28 protein-coding genes are annotated in these 25693 nt (G+C 58.7%); 24 read left to right on the forward strand and 4 right to left on the reverse strand.

The features are described from left to right. Positions 1-13 precede the first annotated feature (13 nt). The 17 genes from B5M42_RS21930 to B5M42_RS22010 all read left to right on the forward strand — a co-directional run bounded on the left by B5M42_RS21930 (position 14) and on the right by B5M42_RS22010 (position 15651). A complete protein-coding gene (locus B5M42_RS21930) occupies positions 14-589 on the forward strand; it encodes a TerD family protein (protein WP_134755054.1) in 576 nt (191 codons plus the stop codon). A 33-nt stretch (positions 590-622) separates the two neighbouring features. Next, on the forward strand, positions 623-1204 hold the full coding sequence (locus B5M42_RS21935; protein WP_134755056.1) for a TerD family protein: 582 nt from the start codon (positions 623-625) through the stop codon (positions 1202-1204). 75 nt (positions 1205-1279) lie between these two features. Then, entirely contained in the window at positions 1280-2578 is a 1299-nt protein-coding gene (locus B5M42_RS21940; RefSeq protein WP_134755058.1) for a TerD family protein, read from the forward strand. Between the two features lie 28 nt (positions 2579-2606). Next, positions 2607-3350: a TerC family protein gene (locus B5M42_RS21945; protein WP_134755060.1), complete on the forward strand. Its 744-nt coding sequence runs from the start codon at positions 2607-2609 to the stop codon at positions 3348-3350. 83 nt (positions 3351-3433) lie between these two features. Next, positions 3434-4654 (forward strand): HpcH/HpaI aldolase/citrate lyase family protein, encoded by a 1221-nt coding sequence (locus B5M42_RS21950; RefSeq protein WP_134755062.1) that lies wholly within the window; start codon positions 3434-3436, stop codon positions 4652-4654. 64 nt (positions 4655-4718) lie between these two features. Continuing rightward, positions 4719-6269: a phosphoribosyltransferase family protein gene (locus B5M42_RS21955; protein WP_407946142.1), complete on the forward strand. Its 1551-nt coding sequence runs from the start codon at positions 4719-4721 to the stop codon at positions 6267-6269. Positions 6270-6273: 4 nt separating this feature from the next. Beyond that, complete coding sequence (locus B5M42_RS21960) at positions 6274-7419, forward strand: cysteine protease StiP family protein (protein WP_134755066.1); 1146 nt, start codon at positions 6274-6276, stop codon at positions 7417-7419. Further along, on the forward strand, positions 7416-8249 hold the full coding sequence (locus B5M42_RS21965) for an HAD family hydrolase (RefSeq protein WP_134755068.1): 834 nt from the start codon (positions 7416-7418) through the stop codon (positions 8247-8249). The genes B5M42_RS21960 and B5M42_RS21965 overlap by 4 nt, the downstream gene beginning before the upstream one ends. Beyond that, on the forward strand, positions 8224-9249 hold the full coding sequence (locus tag B5M42_RS21970; protein ID WP_134755069.1) for an ATP-grasp domain-containing protein: 1026 nt from the start codon (positions 8224-8226) through the stop codon (positions 9247-9249). Before B5M42_RS21965 ends, B5M42_RS21970 begins: the two co-directional genes overlap by 26 nt. A gap of 115 nt (positions 9250-9364) precedes the next feature. Next, positions 9365-10225 (forward strand): hypothetical protein, encoded by an 861-nt coding sequence (locus B5M42_RS21975; protein ID WP_134755071.1) that lies wholly within the window; start codon positions 9365-9367, stop codon positions 10223-10225. A gap of 21 nt (positions 10226-10246) precedes the next feature. After that, positions 10247-11347, forward strand: a complete 1101-nt coding sequence (locus B5M42_RS21980) for a toxic anion resistance protein (RefSeq protein WP_134755073.1) — start codon at positions 10247-10249, stop codon at positions 11345-11347. 532 nt (positions 11348-11879) lie between these two features. Beyond that, positions 11880-12458, forward strand: a complete 579-nt coding sequence (locus B5M42_RS21985) for a hypothetical protein (protein WP_134755075.1) — start codon at positions 11880-11882, stop codon at positions 12456-12458. 245 nt (positions 12459-12703) lie between these two features. Next, the gene (locus B5M42_RS21990; RefSeq protein ID WP_134755077.1) at positions 12704-13261 is read left to right on the forward strand and encodes an RNA 2'-phosphotransferase; all 558 of its coding nucleotides are present in this window, start codon (positions 12704-12706) and stop codon (positions 13259-13261) included. After that, entirely contained in the window at positions 13254-14036 is a 783-nt protein-coding gene (locus B5M42_RS21995; RefSeq protein ID WP_134755079.1) for a TatD family hydrolase, read from the forward strand. The genes B5M42_RS21990 and B5M42_RS21995 overlap by 8 nt, the downstream gene beginning before the upstream one ends. A 411-nt stretch (positions 14037-14447) precedes the next feature. Further along, positions 14448-14828 (forward strand): hypothetical protein, encoded by a 381-nt coding sequence (locus B5M42_RS22000; RefSeq protein WP_134755081.1) that lies wholly within the window; start codon positions 14448-14450, stop codon positions 14826-14828. A 23-nt stretch (positions 14829-14851) separates the two neighbouring features. Next, positions 14852-15277, forward strand: a complete 426-nt coding sequence (locus tag B5M42_RS22005) for an SRPBCC family protein (RefSeq protein ID WP_134755083.1) — start codon at positions 14852-14854, stop codon at positions 15275-15277. Then, positions 15277-15651, forward strand: a complete 375-nt coding sequence (locus tag B5M42_RS22010) for an ArsR/SmtB family transcription factor (protein WP_134755085.1) — start codon at positions 15277-15279, stop codon at positions 15649-15651. Before B5M42_RS22005 ends, B5M42_RS22010 begins: the two co-directional genes overlap by 1 nt. 182 nt (positions 15652-15833) lie before the next feature. Here B5M42_RS22010 and B5M42_RS22015 read toward each other — a convergent pair whose 3' ends face one another. After that, a complete protein-coding gene (locus B5M42_RS22015; protein WP_407946138.1) occupies positions 15834-16868 on the reverse strand; it encodes a zinc-binding alcohol dehydrogenase family protein in 1035 nt (344 codons plus the stop codon). A 202-nt stretch (positions 16869-17070) separates the two neighbouring features. Between B5M42_RS22015 and B5M42_RS22020 the strand changes: the two genes are divergently transcribed. Continuing rightward, positions 17071-17451 carry a winged helix-turn-helix transcriptional regulator gene (locus tag B5M42_RS22020; RefSeq protein WP_134755089.1) on the forward strand — a complete coding sequence of 127 codons (381 nt, stop codon included), beginning with the start codon at positions 17071-17073 and terminating at the stop codon, positions 17449-17451. A gap of 157 nt (positions 17452-17608) precedes the next feature. On the opposite strand, the gene B5M42_RS22025 is transcribed toward B5M42_RS22020, so the two are convergent. Further along, positions 17609-18277 (reverse strand): bifunctional transcriptional activator/DNA repair enzyme AdaA, encoded by a 669-nt coding sequence (locus B5M42_RS22025; RefSeq protein WP_134755090.1) that lies wholly within the window; start codon positions 18275-18277, stop codon positions 17609-17611. Positions 18278-18412: 135 nt separating this feature from the next. Here B5M42_RS22025 and B5M42_RS22030 point away from each other — a divergent pair, with 135 nt between their 5' ends. The 4 genes from B5M42_RS22030 to def all read left to right on the forward strand — a co-directional run bounded on the left by B5M42_RS22030 (position 18413) and on the right by def (position 21101). Continuing rightward, positions 18413-18976, forward strand: coding sequence for a methylated-DNA--[protein]-cysteine S-methyltransferase (locus B5M42_RS22030; protein ID WP_134755091.1), 564 nt, complete (start codon positions 18413-18415; stop codon positions 18974-18976). Next, a complete protein-coding gene (locus tag B5M42_RS22035; RefSeq protein WP_134755092.1) occupies positions 18939-20186 on the forward strand; it encodes a DNA-3-methyladenine glycosylase family protein in 1248 nt (415 codons plus the stop codon). The genes B5M42_RS22030 and B5M42_RS22035 overlap by 38 nt, the downstream gene beginning before the upstream one ends. 145 nt (positions 20187-20331) lie before the next feature. After that, positions 20332-20574 carry a helix-turn-helix domain-containing protein gene (locus B5M42_RS22040; RefSeq protein ID WP_134755094.1) on the forward strand — a complete coding sequence of 81 codons (243 nt, stop codon included), beginning with the start codon at positions 20332-20334 and terminating at the stop codon, positions 20572-20574. A 5-nt stretch (positions 20575-20579) separates the two neighbouring features. Beyond that, positions 20580-21101 carry a peptide deformylase gene (gene def, locus B5M42_RS22045; RefSeq protein WP_134755096.1) on the forward strand — a complete coding sequence of 174 codons (522 nt, stop codon included), beginning with the start codon at positions 20580-20582 and terminating at the stop codon, positions 21099-21101. 244 nt (positions 21102-21345) lie between these two features. Here the strand turns inward: def and B5M42_RS22050 are convergent, their stop codons facing one another. Then, positions 21346-21765 carry a DUF4183 domain-containing protein gene (locus B5M42_RS22050; protein WP_134755098.1) on the reverse strand — a complete coding sequence of 140 codons (420 nt, stop codon included), beginning with the start codon at positions 21763-21765 and terminating at the stop codon, positions 21346-21348. A 16-nt stretch (positions 21766-21781) separates the two neighbouring features. After that, the gene (locus B5M42_RS22055) at positions 21782-22213 is read right to left on the reverse strand and encodes a DUF4183 domain-containing protein (protein ID WP_134755100.1); all 432 of its coding nucleotides are present in this window, start codon (positions 22211-22213) and stop codon (positions 21782-21784) included. A gap of 136 nt (positions 22214-22349) precedes the next feature. Between B5M42_RS22055 and B5M42_RS22060 the strand changes: the two genes are divergently transcribed. Together B5M42_RS22060 and B5M42_RS22065 are read left to right on the forward strand one after the other, a co-directional pair. After that, positions 22350-23255: a hypothetical protein gene (locus B5M42_RS22060; protein WP_134755102.1), complete on the forward strand. Its 906-nt coding sequence runs from the start codon at positions 22350-22352 to the stop codon at positions 23253-23255. 236 nt (positions 23256-23491) lie between these two features. Then, positions 23492-25564, forward strand: coding sequence for a class I SAM-dependent methyltransferase (locus B5M42_RS22065; RefSeq protein WP_134755104.1), 2073 nt, complete (start codon positions 23492-23494; stop codon positions 25562-25564). Positions 25565-25693: the final 129 nt, after the last annotated feature.

Here is a 25693-nt window from a genome sequence, read left to right on the forward strand (position 1 = left end):
GAGGTGTATACACATGGCAATCAATTTAACAAAAGGTCAAAAAGTAGATCTGACGAAAACAAATCCGGGCTTGGCCAAAATCACGGTCGGTCTCGGCTGGGACACGAACAAATACGACGGCGGCAAGGATTTCGACCTCGACGTCTCAGTTTTTGCCGCGAACAGCGAAGGCAAGGTCGCATCCGAGAAGGATTTCATCTTCTTCAACAACAAGCAGAATGAAAACGGCTCGATTGTTCACTCCGGCGACAACCGCACGGGCGAAGGCGAAGGCGACGACGAGCAAGTCCGCATTGATTTGCCGAACGTACCGGCTGGCGTCGAGAAAATCGCTTTTACGATCACGATTTATGAAGCGGCTGAGCGCAGCCAAAATTTTGGACAAGTTTCCCGCGCTTACGCCCGCATCGTCAATGATGCCAATAACGAAGAGCTGATCCGCTTCGACCTCGGCGAAGATTTTTCGATCGAGACCGGCGTTGTTGTCGGCGAGCTGTACCGTCACAGCGGCGAATGGAAATTCTCGGCGATCGGCAGTGGCTACAAGGACGGTTTGGCCGGCCTGTGCCGCGATTACGGCTTGGCCTAAGACCATACACGAGTGTAAAAAGGAGCTGCAGACATGACCATTAGCTTATCCAAGGGACAGCGCATTGATTTGACGAAAACGAATCCGGGCTTGACCAAGGTCATCGTAGGTCTGGGCTGGGATACGAACAAATACAACGGCGGACACGACTTTGATCTGGACGCCTCGGCGTTCCTGCTCCATCAAGACGGCAAAGCGAAGGACATCAAGGATTTTGTGTTCTACCGCAACCTGAACGCTTATGACGGAGCCGTCGTTCATACAGGCGATAACCGCACGGGCGAAGGCGAAGGCGACGATGAGCAGATCATCATCGATTTCAGCAAGGTGCCGGCGGATATTCAGCGCATTGGCATTACGATTACGATCTACGAAGGACCGGAGCGCGGTCAGAACTTCGGACAAGTGTCCAAGTCGTTCGTGCGCGTCGTGAACGAGCAGACGAATCAGGAAGTGCTGCGCTTTGATCTGGGCGAGGAGTTTTCGGTGGAGACGGCGATTGTGGCGTGCGAATTTTACCGCCATGAGGCCGAATGGAAGTTTCAGGCAATCGGCAGCGGCTTCCAGGGCGGACTGGCTGCGCTGTGCGCCAACTACGGTCTGGACGCGAAGTGATTCGCCGGGCGCGGGGGACGGCGCAGCAGCGCCGCCTCCGGCGCTTACTTTAGAGGATGCGGAAGGAGAACCATCATGGCAGTAACGATTGTGAAGGGACAGAAGGCCGATTTGACCAAGACAAGCCCTGGCCTGCAGCGGCTCACGGTGGCGTTGAACTGGAATTCCCCGGCTCAGGTCGAGCTGGACACCTCCGCTTTTTTGCTGGCGGCCAGCGGTAAAGTAACCGGAGACGAAGACCTCATTTTTTACGGAAATCCGAAAAATTCCTTTATTACATACGTGGAGAAGCAAACCAGCTCTGCGAAAAAGTTTTTCCATATCGATTTGCAGCAAATTCCCGCTGCCGTTGATAAAATTGCGTTTACGCTGACGATTTACGAGGGTGAGCAACGGAAGCAAACATTCGGGCAAGTGACGGACACGGTGATCCGCTTTGCCAATGAAGACAGCGGCCAAGAGCTGCTGCGCTATGAGCTCGGCAACAATTTCTCCGTGGAAACGGCGATCGTCGTAGGAGAGTTATATAGATACAATCAGGATTGGAAGTTCAATGCGGTTGGGGCCGGTTACTCCGGCGGCTTGAGCGCGCTGTGCGGCAGCTTCGGGATTGAAGTCGACGGCGCGCCGGCCGGAGGCTCGTCATCGGGAGCGGGCCAACCGCCTTCCGGTCAGCCATCGCCGCCTGCACCGCCTAAGTCTGCGGCTCCGCCTGCGCCGCCTGCAGCTCCGCCAAGCCCGCCGCCTGCTCCTTCGGCTCCGTCGATTAACTTGACCAAGATTGAGCTGAAGAAAAAAGGCGATGTCATCAATTTGACCAAGCCGTCCGGCGGTATGGGCGAAATTCTGATCAATCTGAACTGGAACCAGCAGCAGGCCAAAAGCGGCGGCTTTTTCAGCCGTAAGACGGGCGGCGTCGACCTTGATCTCGCTTGTTTATACGAGCTCAAGGACGGGCGCAAGGGCGTCATTCAAGCGCTGGGCGAATCGTTCGGCGCGTTGGATCGGCCGCCCTATGTCGCGCTTGACGGCGATGACCGGACGGGCTCGGTGAAAACCGGCGAAAACATCCGCATCAACGGCAAAAAAGTTTCCGAAATCAAGCGCCTGCTCGTATTCGCTTTTATTTACGAGGGCGTTGCCAACTGGTCGCAAGCCGACGGCGTGGTGACGCTCAAGCAGCCAAGCGGTCCGGACATTGTCGTCCAGCTCGACGAGCACGACAATCGCCACCGGATGTGCGCGATTGCGATGATCCGCAACGTAGGCGACGAAACCTTCAGCATTGAAAGGCTCGTGCAGTATTACGCCGGCCACAAGGAGATTGACCAAGCGTATGGCTGGGGCTTGCGCTGGGTGGCAGGAAGCAAATAATTCAATTTAGGTAACGGGGGTTTCTTCGATGGATTGGCTGACGAATTTTTTTAACAGCATTATAGAAAATTACGGGCATTTCTTCTCGTGGAGCGAGGTCGCAAGCACGTTGTCCGATCCGGTAAGCTGGGGCATTATCGCCAGTTTGATCGTGCTGGAAGGGCTGCTTTCCGCCGACAACGCGCTCGTGCTTGCGGTGATGGTCAAGCATTTGCCTAAGGATCAGCAGAAAAAAGCGCTCTTTTACGGTTTGCTAGGCGCTTACGTTTTCCGGTTTCTGGCGATCGGTTTGGGTACATACCTGGTGCAATTTACAGCGATTAAAGTAGCGGGCGGCTTATACCTGTTCTACATCGCGTACAAGGGCTTGTTCAAAAAAAGCGAAGACGAAGAAGCGGCCAATCGGGGATCGTCGTTCTGGAAAACGGTGCTGCTCGTCGAATTAATGGATATTGCCTTTAGTATTGACAGCGTCATTGCGGCTTTCGGTCTGAGCGGCGAGGTATGGGTCCTCTTCTTGGGAGGCATACTGGGCGTATTGATGATGCGGGGTGTTGCGCAGTTGTTCCTGAAGCTGATCGACAAGTACCCCGAGCTGGAGCAAGCGGCGTTTCTGTTAATTGCTCTGATTGCGGCCAAAATGATTCTTGGGGCGTTCCATATCGAAATTCCCCATGTCGCTTTTTTCGCTGTATTGATTGCCGTCTTTGTCGGCACGATCATTTACAGCACGGTCCGCAAGAAGAAACGCGTGCAAGACGGCGCGGAATAAGCGGCGCTGGCGCTGCGGTAATCCCTCCTTCCAGGCAGGAGGGATTTGTTGTCTCGAATTTTTCATGAAGGAGGAATGGCAGCTTGAGGTATTTTCAATATCTGACGCCGGAGGAAGAACAGTCGTTATTTTACGCCACACCCCAGATTTTTGACAATACGTCGAACAAGGAGCTGCTTGCTTATGCGGTAGGCGCGGCGTTATATATGCCGGGGACGCGGGCGAATATCGCCGAAGACCTGCTTGCGCAAAAGCACGAGGGCCTGGCCTCCATCGTGATCGATCTGGAAGACGCCATCGGCGACCAGCAGATTGAGGAAGCGGAAGCTTCCTTGCTGCTGCAGATGCAGCGCATTTCGGTTTTGACATCGTCAGGGGCGCTGCCGACTGCGCGGTTGCCGCTGATTTTTATACGCGTGCGCGGCGAGGAGCAGCTGAAACGGCTGCTGACGCTGCTGGAGGAACGGATTCGGCTGGTGACTGGGTTTGTTTTTCCCAAGTTTACGGAAGAGAACGGCGAAAGCTATTTTTGCATGCTGGAGGCGTATAACCGGACAAAGCCGCAGGGGTATCCCGATTTGTACGGTATGCCGATTCTGGAAAGCTCGACGGTGCTGTTCCGCGAGACGCGGACGGAGGCGCTGCTGGGCATCAAGCGTATTTTAGACCGCTACCACCGTTACGTGTTAAACGTGCGGATCGGAGCAACTGATTTTTCCAGCTTGTTTGGTCTTCGGCGCAGTCCGGATATGACGATTTATGATATTGCGCCGATTCGCGATTGTATCGCGGATATTATCAACGTGTTTGGCCGGATGAATCAGCCGTATGTGATTTCCGGTCCGGTATGGGAATATTTTGCCAATCGCGAGCGCGTGCTCAAGCCGCAGCTGCGTCAGACGCTGTTTGAGGAGAGTCTTGGCGGGCCGCGGGGCCGCCGGTTGCGCATGGAGTACATCAATACGTATGTTGACGGCTTGATTTACGAGGTGATGATGGACAAGGAAAACGGGATGATCGGCAAGACGATCATTCATCCGACGCACATCAAGCCGGTGCAATCGCTGTACACGGTGACGCATGAGGAATACGTCGATGCCGTGAGCATTATTGACAATAATGATGGACGCCTGGGCGTAATCAAAAGCGACTATGCCAACAAAATGAATGAGGTTAAGCCGCATCTGAATTGGGCCCAGCGGATTTTGATGAGATCAAAGGTTTATGGGGTGTTGCATGAACAACAGCATTTTATCTCTCTCCTCCCCGAGCACCAGCACGTCTACCTTTCGCATACTCGGTGATTTGCAGGTCGGGCTGCGGGTAACGGCCAATCCGTATGGCTTGCCGCTTGATGCGTTGTTTGCGCTGGCGGCGCGGATGAACAAAAAGCGCGGTTTTCTGTTCGTCAGCAAGCTGCTCGGCAAGCATATTCCCGTTGCGCCGCATACGCCGCTGCTGGCCGGCGCTGCGCTGGCGCTGCTGCTGGCCGGCGAGCTGGGACTGGCGACCGGGCTGGCAATGACCGGAATGCAGTCGGGCGAAGCAACTGACGAACCTGCGGCTGACAGTCGAATAGAGGCGGAGGAACGAAGCCGCGAGCGGCGGCTGCAGGATAGTCAGGCGTCGCCGAAGTCGGGCGAGCCGGAGCTGCTGGAGCGGCTTTTGCAGCTGACGGTTGCCGGATTGGTTGACCCGGCGCAGGCCGAGGACGCTTATCGGGCGATTATTGACAGCGCGCTGCTTCCGGCGGAGCCGGTGAAGTTTATCGGCTTCGCCGAGACAGCGACGGCGCTTGGGCACAGTATGTACCAAGCGTTTGCCGGCGGCTGCACGTACATCCACACGACGCGCGAGCTGCTGCCGGAGCGGAAGTCGCTGCTCAATTTCGAAGAAGAGCATTCGCACGCGACGACGCACCGCTGCTACGCCGCCGATCCGGGCGTGCTTGACGGCGAGGCGCCGGTGGTGCTGGTGGATGATGAGATGACGACCGGCCGCACGGCGCTCAACATCATCCGCGATATTCACCGGCAGTATCCCCGCCGCACATACTACGTGGCGGCGCTGCTCGATTGGCGCACGGCCGAAGACGAGCGCCGGTTTGCCGATCTGGTGGACGAGCTCGGCGTGACGATCAAGCCCTTGTCGCTGATCAAGGGCGAGTTGAGCGCCGCTGGGCTGCCGCCGGATACAGGCGGCGGGCCGTTGACGGCGGCGCAGATGGACGGCGCAGCCGGAGGGGCCGGCGCGGAACGCGGGGCGCGGTTGGACGGCGGAGCAGCCGAGGAAGCCGGTACCGGCAGCGGCCCTGACGCTGCTGCGGCCAGCACGCCAGAAGAAGCGGGCCGGGGAGATCAGCGGCGGTACGGCGACGTACAGGTGCTGCGGCTGGAGCATCCGTTCGCCCAGGTGGCGGCTGTTTCGGCAGACGGAGCGGGAGTGACGAACGCAGCGCCGTATTTGACCTGTACGGGACGTTTTGGGCTCGATGCGTCCAGTCTAATTGCTACCGACCGGTTCGTCTTACATGCAGCGGAAGCGCTGCGGGCCCATCGTTCGGGCGGTCCGTTATTGTGCATGGGTACAGGCGAGTTTATGTATATTCCGCTGCGGATTGCCGCTTTGCTGGGTGAGGATGTGAGCTTCCAATCGACGACGCGCAGTCCGATCTACCCGCACGATCAGCCGGGCTATGGGGTGCGCTCGGGTTTTACCTATGCGTCACCGGAAGACCCGGAGGTTCGCCATTTTATGTACAATATCGCTCCGGGGCAATATGACGAGCTGTTCGTGTTTATGGAGCGCGAGGTGGACGAAGCGCGGTTGGCCCCTATGCGGGAGGTGCTGCAGAGGCTTGGCATACCGCGCGTGATCATCATCGTTTTTACCGGCACATGCGAGAAACGGGAGGGATAGGGCGATGAGTAACGGTACGGCGATTTGGGGCAAAACGCTGGCCCCACCGGCGCCGCTGGGCAGCTATGCGCCCGGCGACGTCGTTTTTCTGCTCAAGGATGTGAGTGAGGCCCGGCTGGAGCGCCCGACCGAGGATCGTGAGGAAGCGATTCAATCGGGTGTGCATTATTCGGAAATGCTGCCTGTGGAATACAAGCCGACGGCGGAATATCTCCGTTTGTTCCATGAAACGTTGGCTGTATCGGCACGCAAGGTGGCTTTGGCTGCCGGAATTGTCGCGGAGCTGATCCGGCGCAAACGCGGAGATCGCACCGTACTTGTGTCGTTGGCCCGTGCCGGCACGCCTGTCGGCATTTTGATCAAACGGTATTTGCAGTCGGTACGCGGGCTCGATTGGCCGCATTACAGCATTTCGATCATTCGGGGCAAGGGCATCGACGAAAACGCGCTACTATATATGCTGCAAAAGGAAGGCGCGGACCGTCCGCTGCAATTTGTCGACGGCTGGACAGGCAAAGGGGCGATTCGCCGAGTATTGGTTGAAGCGTGTGAAACGTTTGCCAACCGTTACGGCATTCGGCTGAGCGATGATTTGGCCGTGCTGGCCGATCCGGGCTGCTGCTCGGAGACGTACGGTACGCGGGAGGATTATTTGATCCCGAGCGCTTGTCTGAATTCGACCGTATCGGGGCTGATGAGCCGGACGGTGCTGCGGCCCGATTTGATCGGCCCGGACGATTATCACGGCGCGAAGTTTTACCGCGAGTGGTTGGGGGATGACGTTTCCCGGCTGTTTGTGGATACGGTAGCGTCGTATTTTCACGAGGTAGCGGAGGAAGCGGCGGCGGCGGCGGAAGCGCATCTGCGGGCAAAGCCGGCAGCTACGTGGCAGGGCTTGGCCGACATCCGCGCCATTCAGGCCGCTTACGGCATTGACGACATGAATCTGATCAAGCCGGGCGTTGGCGAGACGACGCGCGTGCTGCTGCGCCGGGTGCCGTGGAAAATTCTCGTAGACCGTCCGGACAATCCGAATCTGGCGCATATCCGGCTGCTGGCTGCCGACCGGAATGTGCCGGTCGAGGTGTTTCCGGGCCTGACGTATTCCTGCTGCGGCGTGATTCGGCCGTTGAAGGAGGACCGGGAATGATTTTTGCCAGCGATTTGGATCAAACCTTGATTTATTCGTCCCGTTCGATGGGACCGGATGCCGATCCTGCGCTGTTGGTACCTGCGGAAACGCTAAAAGATCAGGTGGTTTCCTATATGTATGCGCCGGCGTTGGAAAAGCTGAAGCGTCTCGCTGCCCGGTTGACCTTCATTCCAGTGACGACGCGCACGATTGAGCAGTACAAGCGCATCAAGCTGTTTCACGAGCAGTTGACGCCAAGGTACGCTGTGACCAGCAATGGCGGCAACGTGCTGATTGGCGGCGAAGCCGATGCCGAATGGGCGCGTTGCGTACGCGCCAAAACCGCCAAGCAGTCGGCGGCGGCGGCGGAGATTCGCGGACATTTTGCGCGGATTGCCCATAGCGATTGGGTGATGGGCGAACGTTTTTGCGATGAGCTGTTTTATGCCGTCGTCATTCAGCGCGACAAAACGCCGTTGGAAGCGGTGCAGGAGCTGGCGGAGCGGGCTCGCGGGCTCGGCTGGGAGCTGTCGCTGCAAGGGCGCAAGCTGTATTTGATCCCGCAGTGTGTGAACAAAGCGGATGCGCTGCGGTATGTGCGGGAGCGGATCGGTGAACCTACTGTGGCGGCTGCGGGCGATTCCTTGCTGGATCGCGTATTGCTGGATGCGGCCGATTACGCGATCGCACCGCGTCATGGCGAGCTGTTTCGGTCTTTTGGCGATGATGGGGTATATCGTTTCACTGTGCGATCGGGCATTACCGCTGCCGAGGAAATCGCCGATTATGTAGGGAGCTTAATTTGGACGAAGGAGCAAAGGGATGAAAAAGGTTCGCGTGTGGTTTAACCGATGGTTTAGCGTTGCCTATCATTATATGAATTTGATCCGTCACAATCCCGACGGACTGGAATTTGAAATGTACGGCACGCATCCCGATATCCGGCATATGTCGCTGCAGGCTTGCGATCACGCGGAGACGGAGCCTGAGCTGAAAGGCGACGCTTATGTGGAATTTGCGCTCCAGTTTTGCCGTCAGCACGGTATTGATGTGTTCATCCCGCGTCTGCATATGCTCGATATCGCCAAGCACGTCGACGCGTTTGCCGAGCTCGGGACGAAGGTGATTGTTTGCAGCGATGTGGAGCTGCTGAACGCTTTGATGCACAAGGATCGCTTTTATGAAATGGTGCGGCCGGCCGGTATTCTGGCGGTTCCCGATTATTATGTCGCCCAGGACGCCGACGCTTTCCGCACGGCTTACGAGGAGCTGAGCGGCCGGGGGCATCGCGTTTGCTTTAAGCCGACAAGCGCCGAAGGGGGCGTAGGTTTCCGCGTCATCGATAATGCGCGAGATCCGCTTGACGATTTGCTCGGACCGCTGAGCCGCAGCGTCACGTTCGATGAAGCGTACCGCGCGTTGTCGGCGGCGGGCAGCTTTGCTCCGCTGATGGTGATGGAGCATCTGGATGGCTATGAATACAGCATCGATTGTCTGGCGTCGCCGGAGGGGCATCTGATCGCGGCCGTGCCGCGCCGCAAGGCGGGAGGGCGGTTGCGTTTGCTGGAAAACGTCCCCGAGCTGCTCGATATCGCGGCCAAGGTCGCTGCCGCGTACCGGATTCCCTACAATTATAATATTCAGATGAAGTATGCGAACGGTGTGCCCAAGCTGCTGGAAATCAACCCGCGGATGTCAGGGGGGCTGCACGTCAGCTGCTTGAGCGGAGTTAACTTCCCGTATCTGGCTGTGCGGATGGCGCTCGGGCTGGAGGTGCCGGCGGTGCGGCCCAAGTTCGGCATTCTAGCCAGCCATATCGAGCATCCGATGATGATGTGTTCCTTTTAAGCGCGCCTGGAAGCTGACGGATTGATTTGACAGGGGCGAACAGCGAGTCCTACAATGGTCGTAAGACCGTTTGAACCGGGAGAACGAAACCGGGGAACCGATGAGGTGATTCGTTATGCAATTCAAACCGCTGGCCGGCGCCGCGATCGGCACGGCCGTTGCTGCAGCGGCGGGCGTTTGGCTGCCCCATATGCCGCTGCTCGCCGGGCTGCTGCTGCCGCTCGCCGGCTGCGCCTTCGGCAGCTTGCAGCCGCGCCGGGCAGGTGCTGCTCCGCTGCCCGGCGATTTTGTCGCCGACGCCAATCCGGCGTCGGCGGAGGGGCGCGCGCCCCGGCTGGCGGGGCGCGGAGCTGACACGGCCCGCCAACCGGAGCGGGCCGCAAGCGGGCAGGCCGGCGCGGCGTCGCGGCCTGCTACGGGTCCGGCTGACGGCGCGCTGCCGTCAGCCTCGGCCCGTTCGGGCAGCGGCGGCTCCGGCTTGCCGCTGCCCGAACGCCGGGGGGCCGCGTCCGGCAGCGCGGCCCTGACCGGCGCCGGTGCGGGCGGGGGCACCCCCGCACCGATCGCTTCCGCCTCCGAGCAGCTGTTCCAGCCCGTCAAGGAATACTTGGAGGTGCTGGAGGACATGGTGATCTCGGAGGGCCAAAGCAACAATCTCGACGATGAGATTGTCGAGAAAAGCCTGGCGCTGTTTTCGCGCATCCATCGCGTTCTTCCGCAGCTCGCCGAGCTGCGCGACGATGAAATCAATCACCGGGTCAGACGGCTGGTGCTGCGCGATTTGAACAGCTTCATCACGCCGTTTCTGCGACTGAGCGGCGAAGCCAAAACGCGCAACCGTCGGACGCTGCTCAACGGGCTCAAGGATATTCAGGCCGACGTCGGCGGCATTGTCGCTTCGATTGAGCGCAAGGATTTGCTCGAGCTGCAGGCCCGTGCGGATTTGATTCATCAGCGCTACAGCAGCGCGGATTAATTTCGAAGGAGGCGACGACACATGTCTACGCAATCGGTAGCTTTGAAGCAAGAGGATCAGCAAAAGGTCGTACAGGAGGCATCGGCGATCATTCGCAAGGTCAGCCAGTCCGATACGCTAACGCTCGACAGCCTGATGGACGACATCGGCAAGCTTGGAGCCAAAACGCAGGAAAAAGCCGGGCAAACGCTCAAGCAGCTGGAGCGCCCGGTCAACGAGCTGATGGTCGGCAAAGCGAATCAGCTGTCTTCGCTAATTTTGGACCTGCGCAACGAATGTGAGGACCTGCAAAAAAGCAAAAATGTCAGCTTGTTCGGCAAGCTGGTCCGCAAGACGCCGCTCAAAAATTACATCTATAAATACCAGTCCGTCAAAACGAATGTGGACGCGATTGTCGCCGGCCTGCGCGACGGCAAGGACACGCTAGAGGAGGATATGGCCAGCATGCGCACGCTCAAGCGCAGCGCTTTGGAGGAGATTTACGCCCTCCAGTACAAAATTTCGCTCGGCCAGCAGCTGCAGGAGCTGTTTGACCGTGAAATCGCCAACCCCGAGAACGAGGCGCGCAAGGCGTATCTGGAGCGGGGGCAGCGCAAGGTCGTCAGCCGGATTTTATCGATGACTGAAGATATTATGTTGTACAATCAGGCGATTGCCGCCACAGACATCATTAACGATACGAATGATAAATTAATTGATGCCGTTAATAATTCAATCTATAAAGCAGCGAATCTGATTACGGTATCGGCGATGATTACGATGGCGATCGACAATCAGATGGCGATTGCCAGCGCCGTGGAGAAAAACAATCAAACGATTGAAGAGCAGTTCAAGCGCAACGCGGAATTGCTCAAAACGTCGTCGCAGAAATCGGGCGAGCTTGTGCAAAAAACGGCGATGTCGCTGGAAAGCGCGACGCAAGCGATCAACGATCTGATGCAAGCGCTCGACAACGCCGAGAAATCGAATCGCGAGATTATCGCCTCGTGCAAGGCGTCGACGGAAAAGTTTGCGGCGTTAAATAACGCCATGTCCCAAAAGCTCGGTCTGGAGTCCGGCAAGCCTTCGCCAGCGATCCAGGCAGCTGCTTCGTCGGGCGAATTCGACCGGATTTTGAATTAAAGGGCATGGGTCAAGTTCTCTTTTTCATAGGCTGTTAGGGCAAAGGCTCTGACGCTTTTCGGAAAAGAGGGATGTTGATGATTGATGCGCTGATTCTTGGTTGTCTGATCCTAACGCTGATTGTGGCGGCCAGCTATGAAAAAGCGGATGCCGTCAGCAAGCTGAACGAATAGCCGCGGCACGGCTGCTTTGGAGCAGTCTTTTTAAAAATATATCATTTCAATCTTACGGGGTAGGCAGCGTGCTTACCTTTTTTATTTTTGCAAATGTATGTATTGAAAATAGTAACGTGATGCAGGGATTCGAAATTCCAAAATCAATTGCTGTAGATTCCCTCATCGTCGGGACCTTATCGAAAAAACAGATTATCTCATACAATTTTAAAAAGAACACAATTAACAGATTTGTACTTGGGTAATAACATTATATCTAAAACGATTGTATTCAGAAGCATAATGTGACTGGCCCTCTTTTCATCAGCGGCTTTCGTGTTACAATAGACGTAACCATATTGGGGGCGCGGAGGGACGGTATGCTGGATTTCAGCTTTGAGATTTTGAACGAGCATAATATTGCGATTGAATATAAATATGGCAGCGAATTTTTTACATTTAACTTGTATTTCAAGCTGGGCGTGTGGACGCTTCATCCGTTTCAAGGCGTGCTGCTGCAAAATAAAGACATGTGCCGGCTTGTCGTTTCCGACCTGCTCAAGCATAAGGAATTTCATATTATGCTGATCAAGCAGCATATTCCGATTTCGGCCATTCGCACCTCCATCGATCTGGATCCGGGCGAAGGGCGGACGGAGAAGAATCGGGTTCGCTCCGAGATGGATGCCGAGCCGGGGGCGGGCGACGATATCGATATTGACGATTTTATCGCCAATCATACGCTGGACGAGCTGATCGAACAGGAGAAGCTGTGGCTGGAGGATCGGATCGTGCTGTACAAGGATATTTTGCAGAAAATGTTTCTCGACGGCTATGGGCCGGACGACGAGGACTTTTCGAAAATGCAGACGATTTTGCGTGCCTACACAGAGACGGCGGACAAGCTGAATGCGCTGCTTGATCCGGGTCATGGTGGCGGAAGCCTGCGGCGGTTTTAGGCGAGGGCCAGGTGAGCAGCCGATGCCGTGAGCTGGCGGCGCAGGGGAGCTGGTGCGGGAGCTGGCAGCAAATCATAGAGAAGTTTTGAAGAGGAGCAGGGTGAGCCGGTAGCGGCTGGCCTTTTTTGCGTTTGCATACTCGGACAGTATCGCTTTAGCCGAATTTTCCCGTGCCGGGCAAGCCAAGCTGCGTTATACTGAGGCCAGCCGAGTTGAACCTTGAAGGATATAAGGAAGTGAAATCGATGTTGAAGCAAGAGGAACAAACGCGTTTAAGCAAGCTGATGACCAAAATGCTGCGCCATACGCCGGAGCTATTCGGTTTGAAGCTGGAAGCAGCGGACGGCTCCTGCCCGGTCGAGGAGCTGCTGGCGGGCTTGCACCGCCAGCGGCGCTGGGCGGCGGTTACGTTGAACGATGTGGAAGAGGTGGTGCGGACGTGTCCCAAGCAACGTTTTGCGCTGGAGGACGGACGTATCCGCGCGAGGTACGGCCACAGCAGCGAACGGGTCGCTTATACGCCGGGAACGCCGCCTGCGGTGTTGTATCACGGAACGAATACGGGTGCGGTGGCCATCATTGAGCGCGAGGGCTTGAAGCCGATGGGCCGACAGTATGTGCATTTGTCCGAAGGACTGGATTTTGCCGTGCTGGCGGGGGAAAGGCGTGGGGAGCTGGTGATTGTGGCAGTAGATACGGCCCGGGCGGCAGCCGGTGGCGCGGTATTTTATCCGGCCGGTCATGAGGTATGGCTGTCCGATGGGGTGCCTGCGGATAGTTTAAGGAGGGTTGTACATGATTGAAATTGGCGTAAATTTAATGCATCGGTCGTTTCATACCGACCGGGATGAAGTAGTTAACCGCGCGCACGCGGCCGGGGTAGAGGCGCTCGTTATTACTGGAACGAGCGTTCGCAGCAGCGCCGAAGCGGCGCGATATGCGGCCCGGCGGCCGGGCCGCTTGTTTGCGACGGCGGGCGTACATCCGCACGACGCGGCCCGCTGCGGCGGGGACACGCTGCCGCAGCTGCGGGAGCTGGCGGCGCTGCCACAGGTCGTGGCGATTGGCGAATGCGGGTTGGATTACAACCGCGATTTTTCGCCGCGCGACGTCCAGCGCTGTTGGTTTGCTGCCCAGATCGAGCTGGCGAGCGAGCTGGGGCTGCCGTTGTTTCTCCACGAAAGAGAGGCGTTTGCCGATTTCGTGGCGCTTTTGGGCAGCGCGGGGGAGGCGCTGCCGCGCGCGGTCGTGCATTGCTTCACCGGCACGGCCGTGGAGCTCGACCGCTATTTGCAGCTCGGGCTGTACATCGGCATCACCGGCTGGATCTGCGATGAGCGGCGCGGCCGCCATTTGCGCGAGCTGGTGCGGCGTGTGCCGCTCGACCGGCTGATGGTCGAGACGGATGCGCCGTTCCTGACGCCGCGCGATATGCGGCCGCAGCCTGCAGGCGGCCGGAACGAGCCGGCGTTTCTGGGGCATATTGTGCGGGCGATTGCCGGCTGCATCGGGCGCAGCGAAGCCGAGGTGGTGGAAGCGACGGCGCAGACGGCACGGACGTTTTTTGCGCTGGAATAGGCGGGTTGGCAAGCCGCTGCTGCCAACGCCCCTTGCCGTCCACGCGGCCGGTACAACCGATGCCGCCTGTGCAGTTGGCAAGCCCGTGCGGCGAGTAAAGCCCATGCTGTCCACGCAGCCGGGCCCGCCAACGAGTCGTTCGAGGCGATCCGGCGGGTCCCCCCTATCGGCAAAAGGCTGATCCAACGGCTTACGGACGCCGCAGGATCAGCCTCAAGCGATCTTTAGTACCACGATGGCGTGGACGGAGGTCGCTTTTTTGATTGCGGATTTGTTTTTCTGCAGCCTTTGCACTGGTTTTTCCAAAAACGGGCAAGCTACCCTCGTAGCTTTGCTCTTGACAGGAAACCAATTGGTTTCCTATAATCAAGATAAGCAAGCGTTTCAGCGCGAGCGGAAGGAGCGTTTTGAATGGAAGAGTTGTTGAAGAAGCTGCGTTACAAGGCGGGCCCTGCAGCTATTCTGCACGCACCGGAGGGCTACGCGCCGGGCTTCGGCGAACAGTCGCCAGCCGATGGAGCGACGTATGGCTTCGTCCAGCTGTTTGTCCGCAATAGCGGGGAATTGGCCGAGCGGGCCGCGGGAGCCATCGCGCTGCTGGAGGACGACGCCGTATTCTGGATCACGTATCCCAAAGCAAGCTCCGGGATCAAGTCGGATGTCAACCGCGACACGCTGGCTGCTTGGGTGCAGGAGCACACTGCGTATCGCCCGGTCAGCAACGTGGCCGTTGACGACACGTGGTCGGCGTTGCGTTTTCGCGAGAAAAGCAAGGTCAAAGCATCAAAATAAAATGATTTACGGGAGGCTTTTATATGGATCAATCCAGTACGCAAACATTGCCGGATATTCGTCAAACTCAGCTGTTGAACGCGCCGATTCAAAAGGTGTGGGCGGCCGTATCGACTGCAGAGGGCATTTCCGCCTGGTTTATGCCCAATGATTTTCAGCCTGTTGTCGGGCAGGAGTTTCATATCAAGGCCGGTCCGTGGGGCGATTCGCTGTGCAAGGTGACGGTCTTCGATCCGCCGCACAAGCTGGCTTTTACATGGGGCAAGGACTGGACGCTGGCGTTTGAGCTGGAGGAGGTTGACGGCAAAACGCAATTCACGCTGGTTCATTCCGGCTGGGATACGAACAAGGTCACCGAGTTTGGCGAAGCGCATGCCATCGTGCGCGAGCGCATGGCTGGCGGTTGGGCCGGTATTGGCGCCAAGCTGGCTTCCGTTGTGGAGGGATAATGTCGGCTTCCGCACCGAAGCATGACGTGTTTCAGGCGATTGCCGACCCGACGCGGCGACGCTTGCTGCATTTGCTCGGCGATCAGGAGCTGCCGTTGAACGCGCTGAGCGGGCATTTTCCGATGAGCCGGCCGGCAGTGTCGAAGCATTTGCGCATTTTGGCCGATGCAGGTCTGGTCAAGGAACGCAAGGTCGGACGCGAGACGCGATACCGGCTGGAAGCGACTCCTCTGCAGGAGCTGAAGCGTTGGCTGTCGTATTACGAGCGTTATTGGGAAAACAAGCTGAGCGCGCTCAAGCGCTATGTCGAAGCGGACGAGCCGTCCGCAGCGGGGGGAGCGGAGCTCCCCGAAGAAGATGGCCGGGCCGAGTGAGCTTGGTCCAGCGGGTAAGCAGGCTGTCTGTGGTCATGAAAAATGGCTGCGGGCAGCTTTTTTTTTTGCAAATCGGGACATTTCTAGCGGATACGGGGCAAAAATAACCGAAAAACCCGCCGGCGCTTTCAGGCGCAGCGGGTTTTTGGACATGCTCGCGCCTTTCGGCAAAATTGCGGCAGTCAGGCAAAGCCCTCCAGCACAATTTTGCCGATGGTGCGGCCGGATTCGACCAGGGCATGGGCGTGGCGCAGTTGCTCCGCGTTGATCGGCGTCAAGCGCTCGGTCAGCGTCGTGCGCAGCTCTCCGGCGTCGATGCGCGCGGCTACTTCGTTGAGCAGGTGGTGCTGCTCGATCTGATCGGGCGTGCCGAACATCGGTCTTGTGAACATCAGCTCCCAGACAAAGGTGACGCTTTTGTTTTTCAGCAGATTCAGGTTCAGCGGCTGCTGCGTTTCGACAATCGAGCAGATTTTACCTTGCGGAGCAATCGCTTCAGCCATTGCGCTCCAGTGCTCGGCTGTTTGATTGAGGCAAAAAATATAATCGACGGCGTTGAAGCCAAGCTCGCGCAGCTGCGGCACAAACGGCTCGTAGTGGCTGATCGTGTGCGCGGCGCCGTGCTGCTTGGCCCATGCGGCCGATTCGGGCCGCGACGCCGTGCCGATGACCGTCAATCCGGCTGCTCGGGCCAACTGGGTGGCAATCGAGCCGACGCCACCGGCAGCGCCGATGATCAGAATCGTGCGCCCGGCGTTTGCTTCCGGCGATTGCGCCACGCCAAGCCGGTCAAACAGCGCTTCCCATGCGGTAATCGTCGTTAACGGCAGCGCCGCAGCCTCGGCAAAATCAAGCGATGCCGGCTTGCTGCCGACAATCCGCTCATCGACCAGCTGATATTCGCTGTTGCTGCCGGCACGGGTAATGCTGCCGGCATAATACACCTCGTCGCCGGGCTGAAATAAGGTGCAATCGGGACCGATGGCTTCGACGACGCCTGCGGCGTCCCAGCCGAGCACGCGCGGCGCGGCTTCGGTGCGATCCTTGGGCGCGCGGACCTTGACGTCTACGGGATTAACCGATACCGCTTTGACTTGCACAAGCAAATCGCGGCCTTGCGGCTGCGGCTTGGGCAACTGGACGTCCTGCAGGCTTTCGGGATGCTCGATCGGCAAATAACGCTGCAGACCGACGGCTTTCATGTGAGACATAACCATCTTCCTTTCCATAAATGAACTGGCACAACCCGATTATATGTGATACCATCCAAATATGTAAGTACGCACATTTTTGTGGTGTAGTATCAATTTGTATACTATGGTTTTGAAGGTGAAAGTATACATATGAAATGGATGCACCTGATTGTTGCACATCATTGTTGCACCTGATTGTTGCGCATGAATGGATGGGAGGTACGGTATGAGCAACCAGATAAACGGACCGGCGGCATGCCCGAGCGATGCGGGTTGTCCTGTGGTATTCACGCTCGATGTCATTGGCGGCAAGTGGAAGGGTGTGCTGCTCTATCATTTATTGGAGGGGACCAAGCGCTTTAACGAGTTTCGTAAAATTTGCCCGGAAATCACCCAGCGCATGCTGACGCTCCAGCTTCGCGAGCTGGAAGCCGACGGCATTGTACACCGCGAGGTGTATCAACAGGTGCCTCCCAAAGTGGAATATTCGCTCACGGAATTCGGGCTGACGCTGGCCCCGATCATTCGCAGCATGGCGGCATGGGGAGCCACCTACCGGACAACGGTGGAAAGCCGAAGAAAGCGAAATGCCCTCAAAGACGGCTAGCACGGTCTGACAGCCGCTGTACGGCGGGCACCGCGCTCCAAGAGTCGCGCGTGGTGCTGACCTTGTATACCTCTGCTGCTCTGGAGGAAGGTTCGACTGCTTCCGGCTGCCCCGGACGGGCTGAGCGATTCTGGCAAGCCCGACGAGCCTGGCGGCGCTATGGGTTGTCCGGGCGAATCGACGAATCCGGGGCCGCTCGCTCTGTACGATGCAGGCTTCCATCGCCGGCAGGCTCCGGCAGACTGGCTTGTTCGCGGTAAGCCGAAGGGGTTGAGCCGGTGATTCGTTGGAATGCCGCGGCAAAATATGACGCGCTCCGAAAGCCGACCTGCCGGGCAATGGCAGCCATCGGCTCTTTGCTGTGCGCAAGCAGGCGGCGCGCTTCGGCGATCCGCAGCTCCAGCGCATACTGCGCGGGGGATTGGCCGCAGGCTCTGGAAAATACGCGCTGCAGGTGAAAAGCGCTCAGGTTCAACAGGGCGGCCAGCTCCGTCAGTGTGAACGGCTGGTTCAGCCGTTGCCCGATCAGCCGTTTGGCTTCTGCCACGAGCGTCAGATCGGGGCTGAGCGCTCCTCCGCTTTCCGGACGGCATCGCTTGCAGGGGCGGAAGCCGTCGGCGACAGCTTCGCGTACTCCGGCGTAGAAGACAATATGCTCCGGCTTCGGTGTTCGGGAGCGGCAGGAGAGCCGGCAGCAAATGCCGGTCGTACAGACGCCCATGATATAGATGCCGTCATATGCCGTATCCCGCTCCAGGACCGCAACGTACAGCCTGCCGGACTGCTCGGCGCTCAGTGCCAGCTGTAACGGACGTTTGTGGTTCATCGCGTCCACCTCCTGTTTTCAGTATACCCGCTGCGGCTGTAGATTTCTTGCTCTCCTATTGCCGGGCTCTTATCAAAGCTGCGAGCGCTGACTATAATGGGCTTATTCAAGCTTTGGTCAAAAGGAGGTTTTGTCATGCTCGAACACAGCGGCGCGTTATATTGGACGCAGCTGCGCCATCGCCTGCTCGGCGAGCGCACCTTATATATGCTGGCGACGGAGCAAGGTCTGGCCCGCATCACATGGCCCGAGGAAACGATGGATGCGCTGCTGCGCTGGCGTGATCGCCATGCGCCGGGCGCGGGGCTGATCGCGGACGCCGGACGTCTCGCTTTTTATGCCGAACAGCTGACTGCATATCTGCAAGGCGAGCGGCAGCGCTTTACGCTGCCGCTGGATCTGCGGGGCACGCCGTTTCAGCTGGCGGTCTGGGAGGAACTGCAGCGTATCCCGCATGGCGAAGCGCGCTCGTATTCACAGGTGGCTGTATCGCTTGGCCGCCCCCGGGCGGTACGGGCTGTCGGCACGGCCAACGGCGCCAATCCCGTGCCGATCGTCGTGCCATGCCATCGGGTGATGGGCAAAAACAATGAGCTGACCGGATTTCGCGGCGGGCTTTCCATGAAAGCGGCGCTGCTCCGGCTGGAAGGAGTGGAGAGCTTTGCCGTCAAGGGACATGCACGTTATCAGGATTGCTGAAGATTACAGCTTTGCTCAGGTGCTCGGATATTTGCAGCGCTCCTCGCTGGAATGTCTGCATGCGGTGACGGAGGAGGGACGGCTGATCAAGGCGTTTGACGCCGGGGGGCGCTTGCTGCTGCTGGAGATTGGCGCAGGCGTTGAGCCGGCAACGCTGGAGGTGCGCTTGCTCGCTGAAGGCCGGGAGACGGGGCCGCAGCGGCAGGCTGCTGTGCGCGGGGAGCTCATGGCCGTCGGACTGCAGGAGCGCACAGACGAGCTCGCTGCTGCCTGCCGCTGCAGCGAAGGAGGCGCGGCCAACGGAGACGCGGTCGTCAGCGAAGCCGGTGCGACCAGTGGAGAAGTGGTTGGCAGCGAAGCCGGTGCGGCCAGTGGAGACGCGGTCGTCAGCGAAGCCGGTGCGACCAGTGGAGACGCGGTCGTCAGCGGAGCCGGTGGGACCAGTGGAGACGTGGTCGTCAGCGAAGCCGGTGGGACCAGTGGAGACGCGGTCGGCAGCGAAACCAACGCGACCAGCGGAGACGCCACCGCATCCGCGGGCATCGATGAAGCGGTCATCGCGCTTGTGCGGGAGTGGCTGGATGCCGATGTGGAGCTGGCGCCATTTTATGAGCTGGGCCTTGCGGATGAAGTGCTGCGCGAGGTGGTTGAACGCGGACGGGGCTTGCGAATCGTTGGTATTCCCGATCTGTTCGAAGCGCTCGTATGGGCGATTATGGGCCAGCAGATTAACCTGACGTTTGCCTACAAGCTGAAGCGCAGCTTTGTTGAAGCATTTGGCCGTTCACTGGAGCATGAAGGGCGGCGCTACTGGCTGTTCCCGACGCCGGAGCGGATTGCGGCCGTGGAGCCCGGCGAGCTGACAGCGATGCAGCTGAGCGCAAGCAAGACGCAATGTATGCTGACAACGGCGCGCTTGATGGCCTGCGGCGAGCTGAATAAAGCGGCGCTGGCGGCTGCAGAGCCCGAAGCGGCCGTGGCGGCGCTGACGGCCATCCGCGGTATCGGGCCGTGGACGGCCCACTACGTGTCGATGCATTGCTTGCGCCATCGCGACGCCTATCCGGCAGAAGACGCGGGTTTGCATAACGCGCTGCGAACCCGGCTCGGTCTGCCGGGCAAACTGCCTGTAAGCGTCGTGCGCGAGCTGGGCGAGCGCTGGCGGCCTTGGCGGGCCTATGCGGTTTTTTACCTGTGGAATATTCACTGATGGCGGCACGCGAACAAGCAGGCAGCTTCCGGACAGTCTGACCGGAGGTTGTCTTTTTTTCTATTCCTTTTTCCCAGAATTTGCGATATATTAGGTATTACCTAATTATTTAAGGTGCTAACTAATGGCGGAGGGGATGATGACGATGCTGGAATGGATGCTGCGCAAGGTGATGACGGAGCGGGGCGTCTGGACGGGAGCGGCGTTAGCCCGACTTTTGGAGGATAAAGCGGACTATCGGTTGTCTGCGCCCTCGATCAGCGCGCTGCTGGGCGGACCGCCCAAGCAGATGAAAGCGGACACGCTGGACGCGTTATGTACGGCACTGGAATGCACGCCTAACGATTTGTGGGTATACACGCCGCCAAAGCGGGCGAAGGGAGCGTGAGGACGATGGCTGTGAAGGAAATTTTGCCTTTTGGCGACGCCGTGCTGCGAAAGACGGCAAGAGAAGTGGAGCTGCCGCTGTCTCCGAAGATGCTCAAGCTGCTCGACGATATGGCCGAAACGCTGTATGCCGCCGACGGGCGGGCCGGTTTGGCTGCACCGCAGGTAGGGATTTTGCGCCGGCTGATCGTACTCGATTGCGGCGATGGACTGGTGGAGCTGATTAATCCGGAAATTGTCGAGGCTCGCGGCGAGCAAATCGGGCTGGAGGCTTGTCTGTCTTATCCGGGCTTTATGGGCAACGTCAAGCGCGCCCAATATGTGCGCGTCAAAACCTTCAACCGGCAGGGAGAGACGGTGATGCTGGAGGGAGAGGGCTTTACCGCCCGCTGTTTTCAGCATGAAATCGATCATTTAAACGGTGTTCTGTTCGTGGACCGCATGACGGATCGCTGGCTTGTTCATGAGCAAACGCAAGCGACGATGCCGTTGCTGGATGTCATCAAGCTGACGAATAGCGGTTTATAAACGGCTGTTTCCGATAGTGACGAGAATGACGCTTGACAGACAGACAGAGCGAAGCAGAGCAGAGCGGGGCGGAAATCAAGCTTGGCAGGCAGCGCGCGAACAGCAGGCGGAGCTTTGCGCTCCGCACGCTGTGTGGCTGTGTATGCGGCCCGCGGTGTCAGGCGGTGCTCCAAAGAAATCGTTTTCATTTTGACGGATAAAAAACAGCCCCAGACAGAATCTGCGGCCGAAGGGAGTTCGCGGGTCAGCTGGTGATTGTAATGATTGGCGCGGAGATGGTAGGCTCTACGGTAATCGCGGAAGTGGTGTTGCTGAAATCGGCTACCTCCAGTACAACGGGCGCGCCTTCCGGGATGGCGATGGTTGCCAGCGTCAGTTCAGCCGTCGTCAGCGCGGACAGTCCGCCTTCCTGTAGCATACCGTTGACGTAAACGTTGTAGTAGCCGTCTGTAGGAGGAGCGGGCAAATCGGTAATGGCGTTGCCGTCGTCGTCGACGAAGCTGGCTGCCGGAATTGTCGTATCCGTTGCGCCGATCATTCCGGCGTCGATGACGGCTACGAAGCGAGTTACGGCTGGCGAGACGGTTGTTTCCACAGTTCCGCCTGTGGCCACAGGAGCGGAGGCAACAGCGGTGATATAAGGTTTGATCAAGGAAACAGGCATGTAGTTCACCCCCTTTCTAGCGTAAAATCCTGACGAACTGCGCAATGACAGGCGTACCCTTGGCCGGGGCGTCGCTGGTCAGCAGGGTGATTTCTCCGCTTCGTTGGGTATATAGCGAGGCTGGTTGAAGCACGCCGTTTACGAATACGTTGGTATACGACAGCAGCTGCGGATCGGGAATCGGCGAAGAGCTGTAGCCTTCGACGGCGTTCTGGTCGACAAAGCTTTTTTGCTGGCCGTCTGCAACTGCGTAAAAGGTGCTGATTTCCGTCCGCAGCTTGGTTGGCGGGAGCGGCTTGGGCGCCGGAGGGCGGGGCTTGGGTCGCGGTCGGGGACGTGGATGTGGACGGGGGCGGGGGCACGGCTTGGGAGGCTTCTTGCGCTTGCAAACGGGACGGCAGATGGGCCTGCAGGTACAGACGGCCCGGCAGGTGCATTTTTTTCGCATATCGAATCACCCGGTTCGTGTTATATAATAAACAAGATATGAAAATATTTTACAGCCACCTGTACGGGTGCGTAGAAAGTCGCGTTTTTCGACAAAATGGTGATTCGCATAGAGGACAAGAATAGGAGATGACCCGATGGCCATTGTTATTGAAAGCAGCCGGCTGCGCGTCGAAATCGACGAGCCGGGAGTTTTATATAGAGGTTCGCGATTTGACTGGACCGGCTTTGTCCGTCAGGTGACGCTGACAGAGGGCGGCCACACCTACTGCTCGATGGAAAATCTGCTGCCCGGGATTGGTTCAGGCGGCATTGGTTTATGCAACGAATTCGGCATGTTTGAGGTGTTCGGCTATGAGGAGGCCCAACCGGGCGAAGCGTTCGTCAAGGCGGGCGTTGGACTGCTGACAAAGCTGGACGATCAGCCGTATGATTTTTTGCAGCCGTATCCGGTCGCAGCGCCTTTTCCGATCCGGATGCAGCAGGAAGCGGACAACGTGCGTTTTGTGCAGGACGCCCTGCCGTGCAGCGGTTACGCGTTCCGCTTGGAAAAGCAGCTTCGCGTCGCAGACGGCGGCTTGACGATTTCCTATGCGCTGCACAATGTCGGCGAGCGCGTGCTGGACATGGAGGAATACACGCATAACTTTCTGGCCACCGATATGCGCCAGCCCGGACCGGATTATGCGCTGCGCTTTTGCCGGGCAGTGACGCCGGAGCCGTGGATTTGTAAGGGGACGCTGGAGATGCTGCAATTTGACGGCAGCGATATTCGCTGGAACTATCCGGCGGAAGCGATGTTCGCTTGCCGGTTGTCCGGAGAAGCGGGCGCAGACGAAGCCGCTTATTATTGGGAGCTGACGAATGCCGCTTCCGGCGTCGGCGTGCGCGAATCCGGCAGCGCGCCGGTCGGCCGTCTGGCGCTGTGGGGCGTACCGCATGCGGTCAGCCCGGAGGTATTTGTGAACGTCAAGGTGGAGCCAGGGCAGTCGCAGCGCTGGTCGCGGACGTATGCGTTTTTCCGGTTGGAGGAGCGGGCGTGAAGGTGTGCCGGACCGGGGACGCAATGACACATGGCGGAGCGCGGACGCGACCGATACATGGCGGAGCGATTGTCTTCCGCGCAACGCGCAACTCCCAGAGCGCGGTGCCAATCGTCAGAGGCACACGGCATGGGCGCAGCGGGATCAGGGGGTAATCCGGGCTTGGGCGGGACTGGCCCGCCGACCAAGAGGTAACCAAGAACCGGAAACGTGATGCGAAAAAAAGGAGGATGTGTATGCTGCAAGCCTTGCAAGCCATCGAAGCTTACCGCAGCGGAGCGGACGGAACGGCCGGGACCGAGCGCCCGGCCTGGCTGGAGCTGCTCGTCTCGGCCGAGGAGCGGATTGTCAATCTGGAGCGCATCCGCTCGATGCGCGAGCTGGCGCTGGCCAATCCGGTGCTGGACTACGTGGAGCGCACGCTGCGCGTGCTGGACGGGCTGGACCTGTCGTTCTGGATCCGGGAGCTGATCGAGGAAGCGCTCGCCTGGTCGGAAACGGCCAAGGGCGGCACGGTGCGCGAACGGCTCGGCTGGCAGGAAGCCGGGATCAATCTGCTCGCGCACAACGTCGGCTCGGCCGAGCTCTACCGCCGCCACCAGGCGCGGCGGCCGGACGCCAAGGCCGATCGCACGGCCGTCGTCGCGACATTGATCGCGACGCACGGCCTGATCGGCCAATACCTGCGCGGCGAGGTGCCCTTCGCCGCGAACGCCCCGCTTGCGCAGTTGTGCGCAAGCGGCCTGCTGTCGCCGCAGGAGCTGACCGACGTTCTGCTTCCGCTGAACGCCTGCATCATTGCGGCGATTAACCCGGACCTGTGGGCCTCCGTGCGCCCACAGGTCGAAGCCGCTGTCGCGAGCATCGCCAGCGGCCAAACGCCGCCGGCCGAGGGCATCGCCGGCCGGCTCAAGCGGCTGCGCGCCGGGGCGATTGCGCGCGGCGAAAGCTTTGCGGCGGAATGCGCGAAGCTCCCGGCAGGCTGGGAGCAGGCGCTGACGCCGCTGGCCGGCAAGACGCTGTGGTACGTCGAGCCGGCGCTGCAGGATTTTTCGCTGGAGCAGGTCGTCAAGGTGCTGCTGCTGGCGTTGCGCGCCGAGGGCGAGCAGCCGGTTGAGCATCTCAGCTTCGAGCGGCTGATGAACGCGATGTATTATGATTACCGGGGCGTCAAGAAAATCAACGTCTACAAAAAGCGGATCATCGAGCATTATTTGCGCGGGCTCAGTCTGGCGGATATCGCGGCCGGCGCGCTGCCGGACAGTCCGCATCTGGCGCACGAGCTGGAGCGGGGAGCGGGCGATACGGCGTATTTCAGCTTTGCGTTTTCTCCCGCCGCCGAAAAGCTGATTGAATTTTGCATCGAAGCCGAAAAATCGCCCTTGTACGAAAAAGCGGTGCTGCTGCTGTTCGATTTGTTCGAACTGCGCCGGGACGCTTACGACCGTTTTCATAATGAAGAGGATTATTTGGCGACCATGAATCAAAGCGCCGATTACAAAAAAATCATGCTCGCCTACATGACGGGCCGGCGGGTTGTCGATATCGGTCCTGGCGGCGGCGTGCTGCTGGACCTGATCGAAAGCGAATATCCCGACAAGGAGCCGATTGGCATCGACATCTCCGCGAATGTCATTGAGGCGCTGGAGCGCAAAAAGCAGCGCGAAGGCCGGCGCTGGCAGGTGCTCAAGGGCGATGCGCTGAATCTCAAGGAATATGTCGCGCCGGGCAGCATCGACACGGTCATTTTTTCGTCGATTTTGCACGAGCTGTATTCGTATATTCCGTTCAACGGGCGCAAATTCAACCACGAGACGGTGGCGGCGGCGCTGCAAAGCGCTTACGATGTGCTCGCGCCCGGCGGGCGGATCATCATTCGCGACGGCATCATGTCCGAGCCCAAGGAGCAGCTGCGGCTGATCCGCTTCCGCGATCCGCAAGATCTGGAGTGGCTGCGGCGGTACGCCGGGGATTTTACCGGGCGGCCGATCCGCTTTGAGCAGCTGGACGCGGCGACGGTGCGGCTGCCGATTAACGATGCGATGGAATTTTTGTATACCTATACGTGGGGCGAAGAAGCTTATGTACATGAGGTGCAGGAGCAATTCGGTTATTTTACCCCGTCCGAATACGCGGCGTTCATCCGGCACACGCTGGGCGGCGAGGCGCGGCTGGTCGAAGCGAAGCATTTTTTGCAGGCGGGTTATACCGAAGCGCTTGCGCCGAAAATCGAGCTGCTGGACGATAGCGGCAACCCCGTGGCGCTGCCTGACAGCACGTGTCTGCTGGTGATTGAAAAGCCGCTGTAAACGGACTGTAGCGAGGGCTTGAGCGCGGTTCTCCAGCCGTTTGTATCTTTTTGGAAAAAAAGACTTGACAAATCCTATCTATATATTCATAATGAAATTATCAAAACGACAATATTAAAAAGCGAGGGT

Source organism: Paenibacillus athensensis (assembly GCF_004514475.2).
Classification (GTDB): Bacteria; Bacillota; Bacilli; order Paenibacillales; family NBRC-103111; genus Paenibacillus_AL; species Paenibacillus_AL athensensis.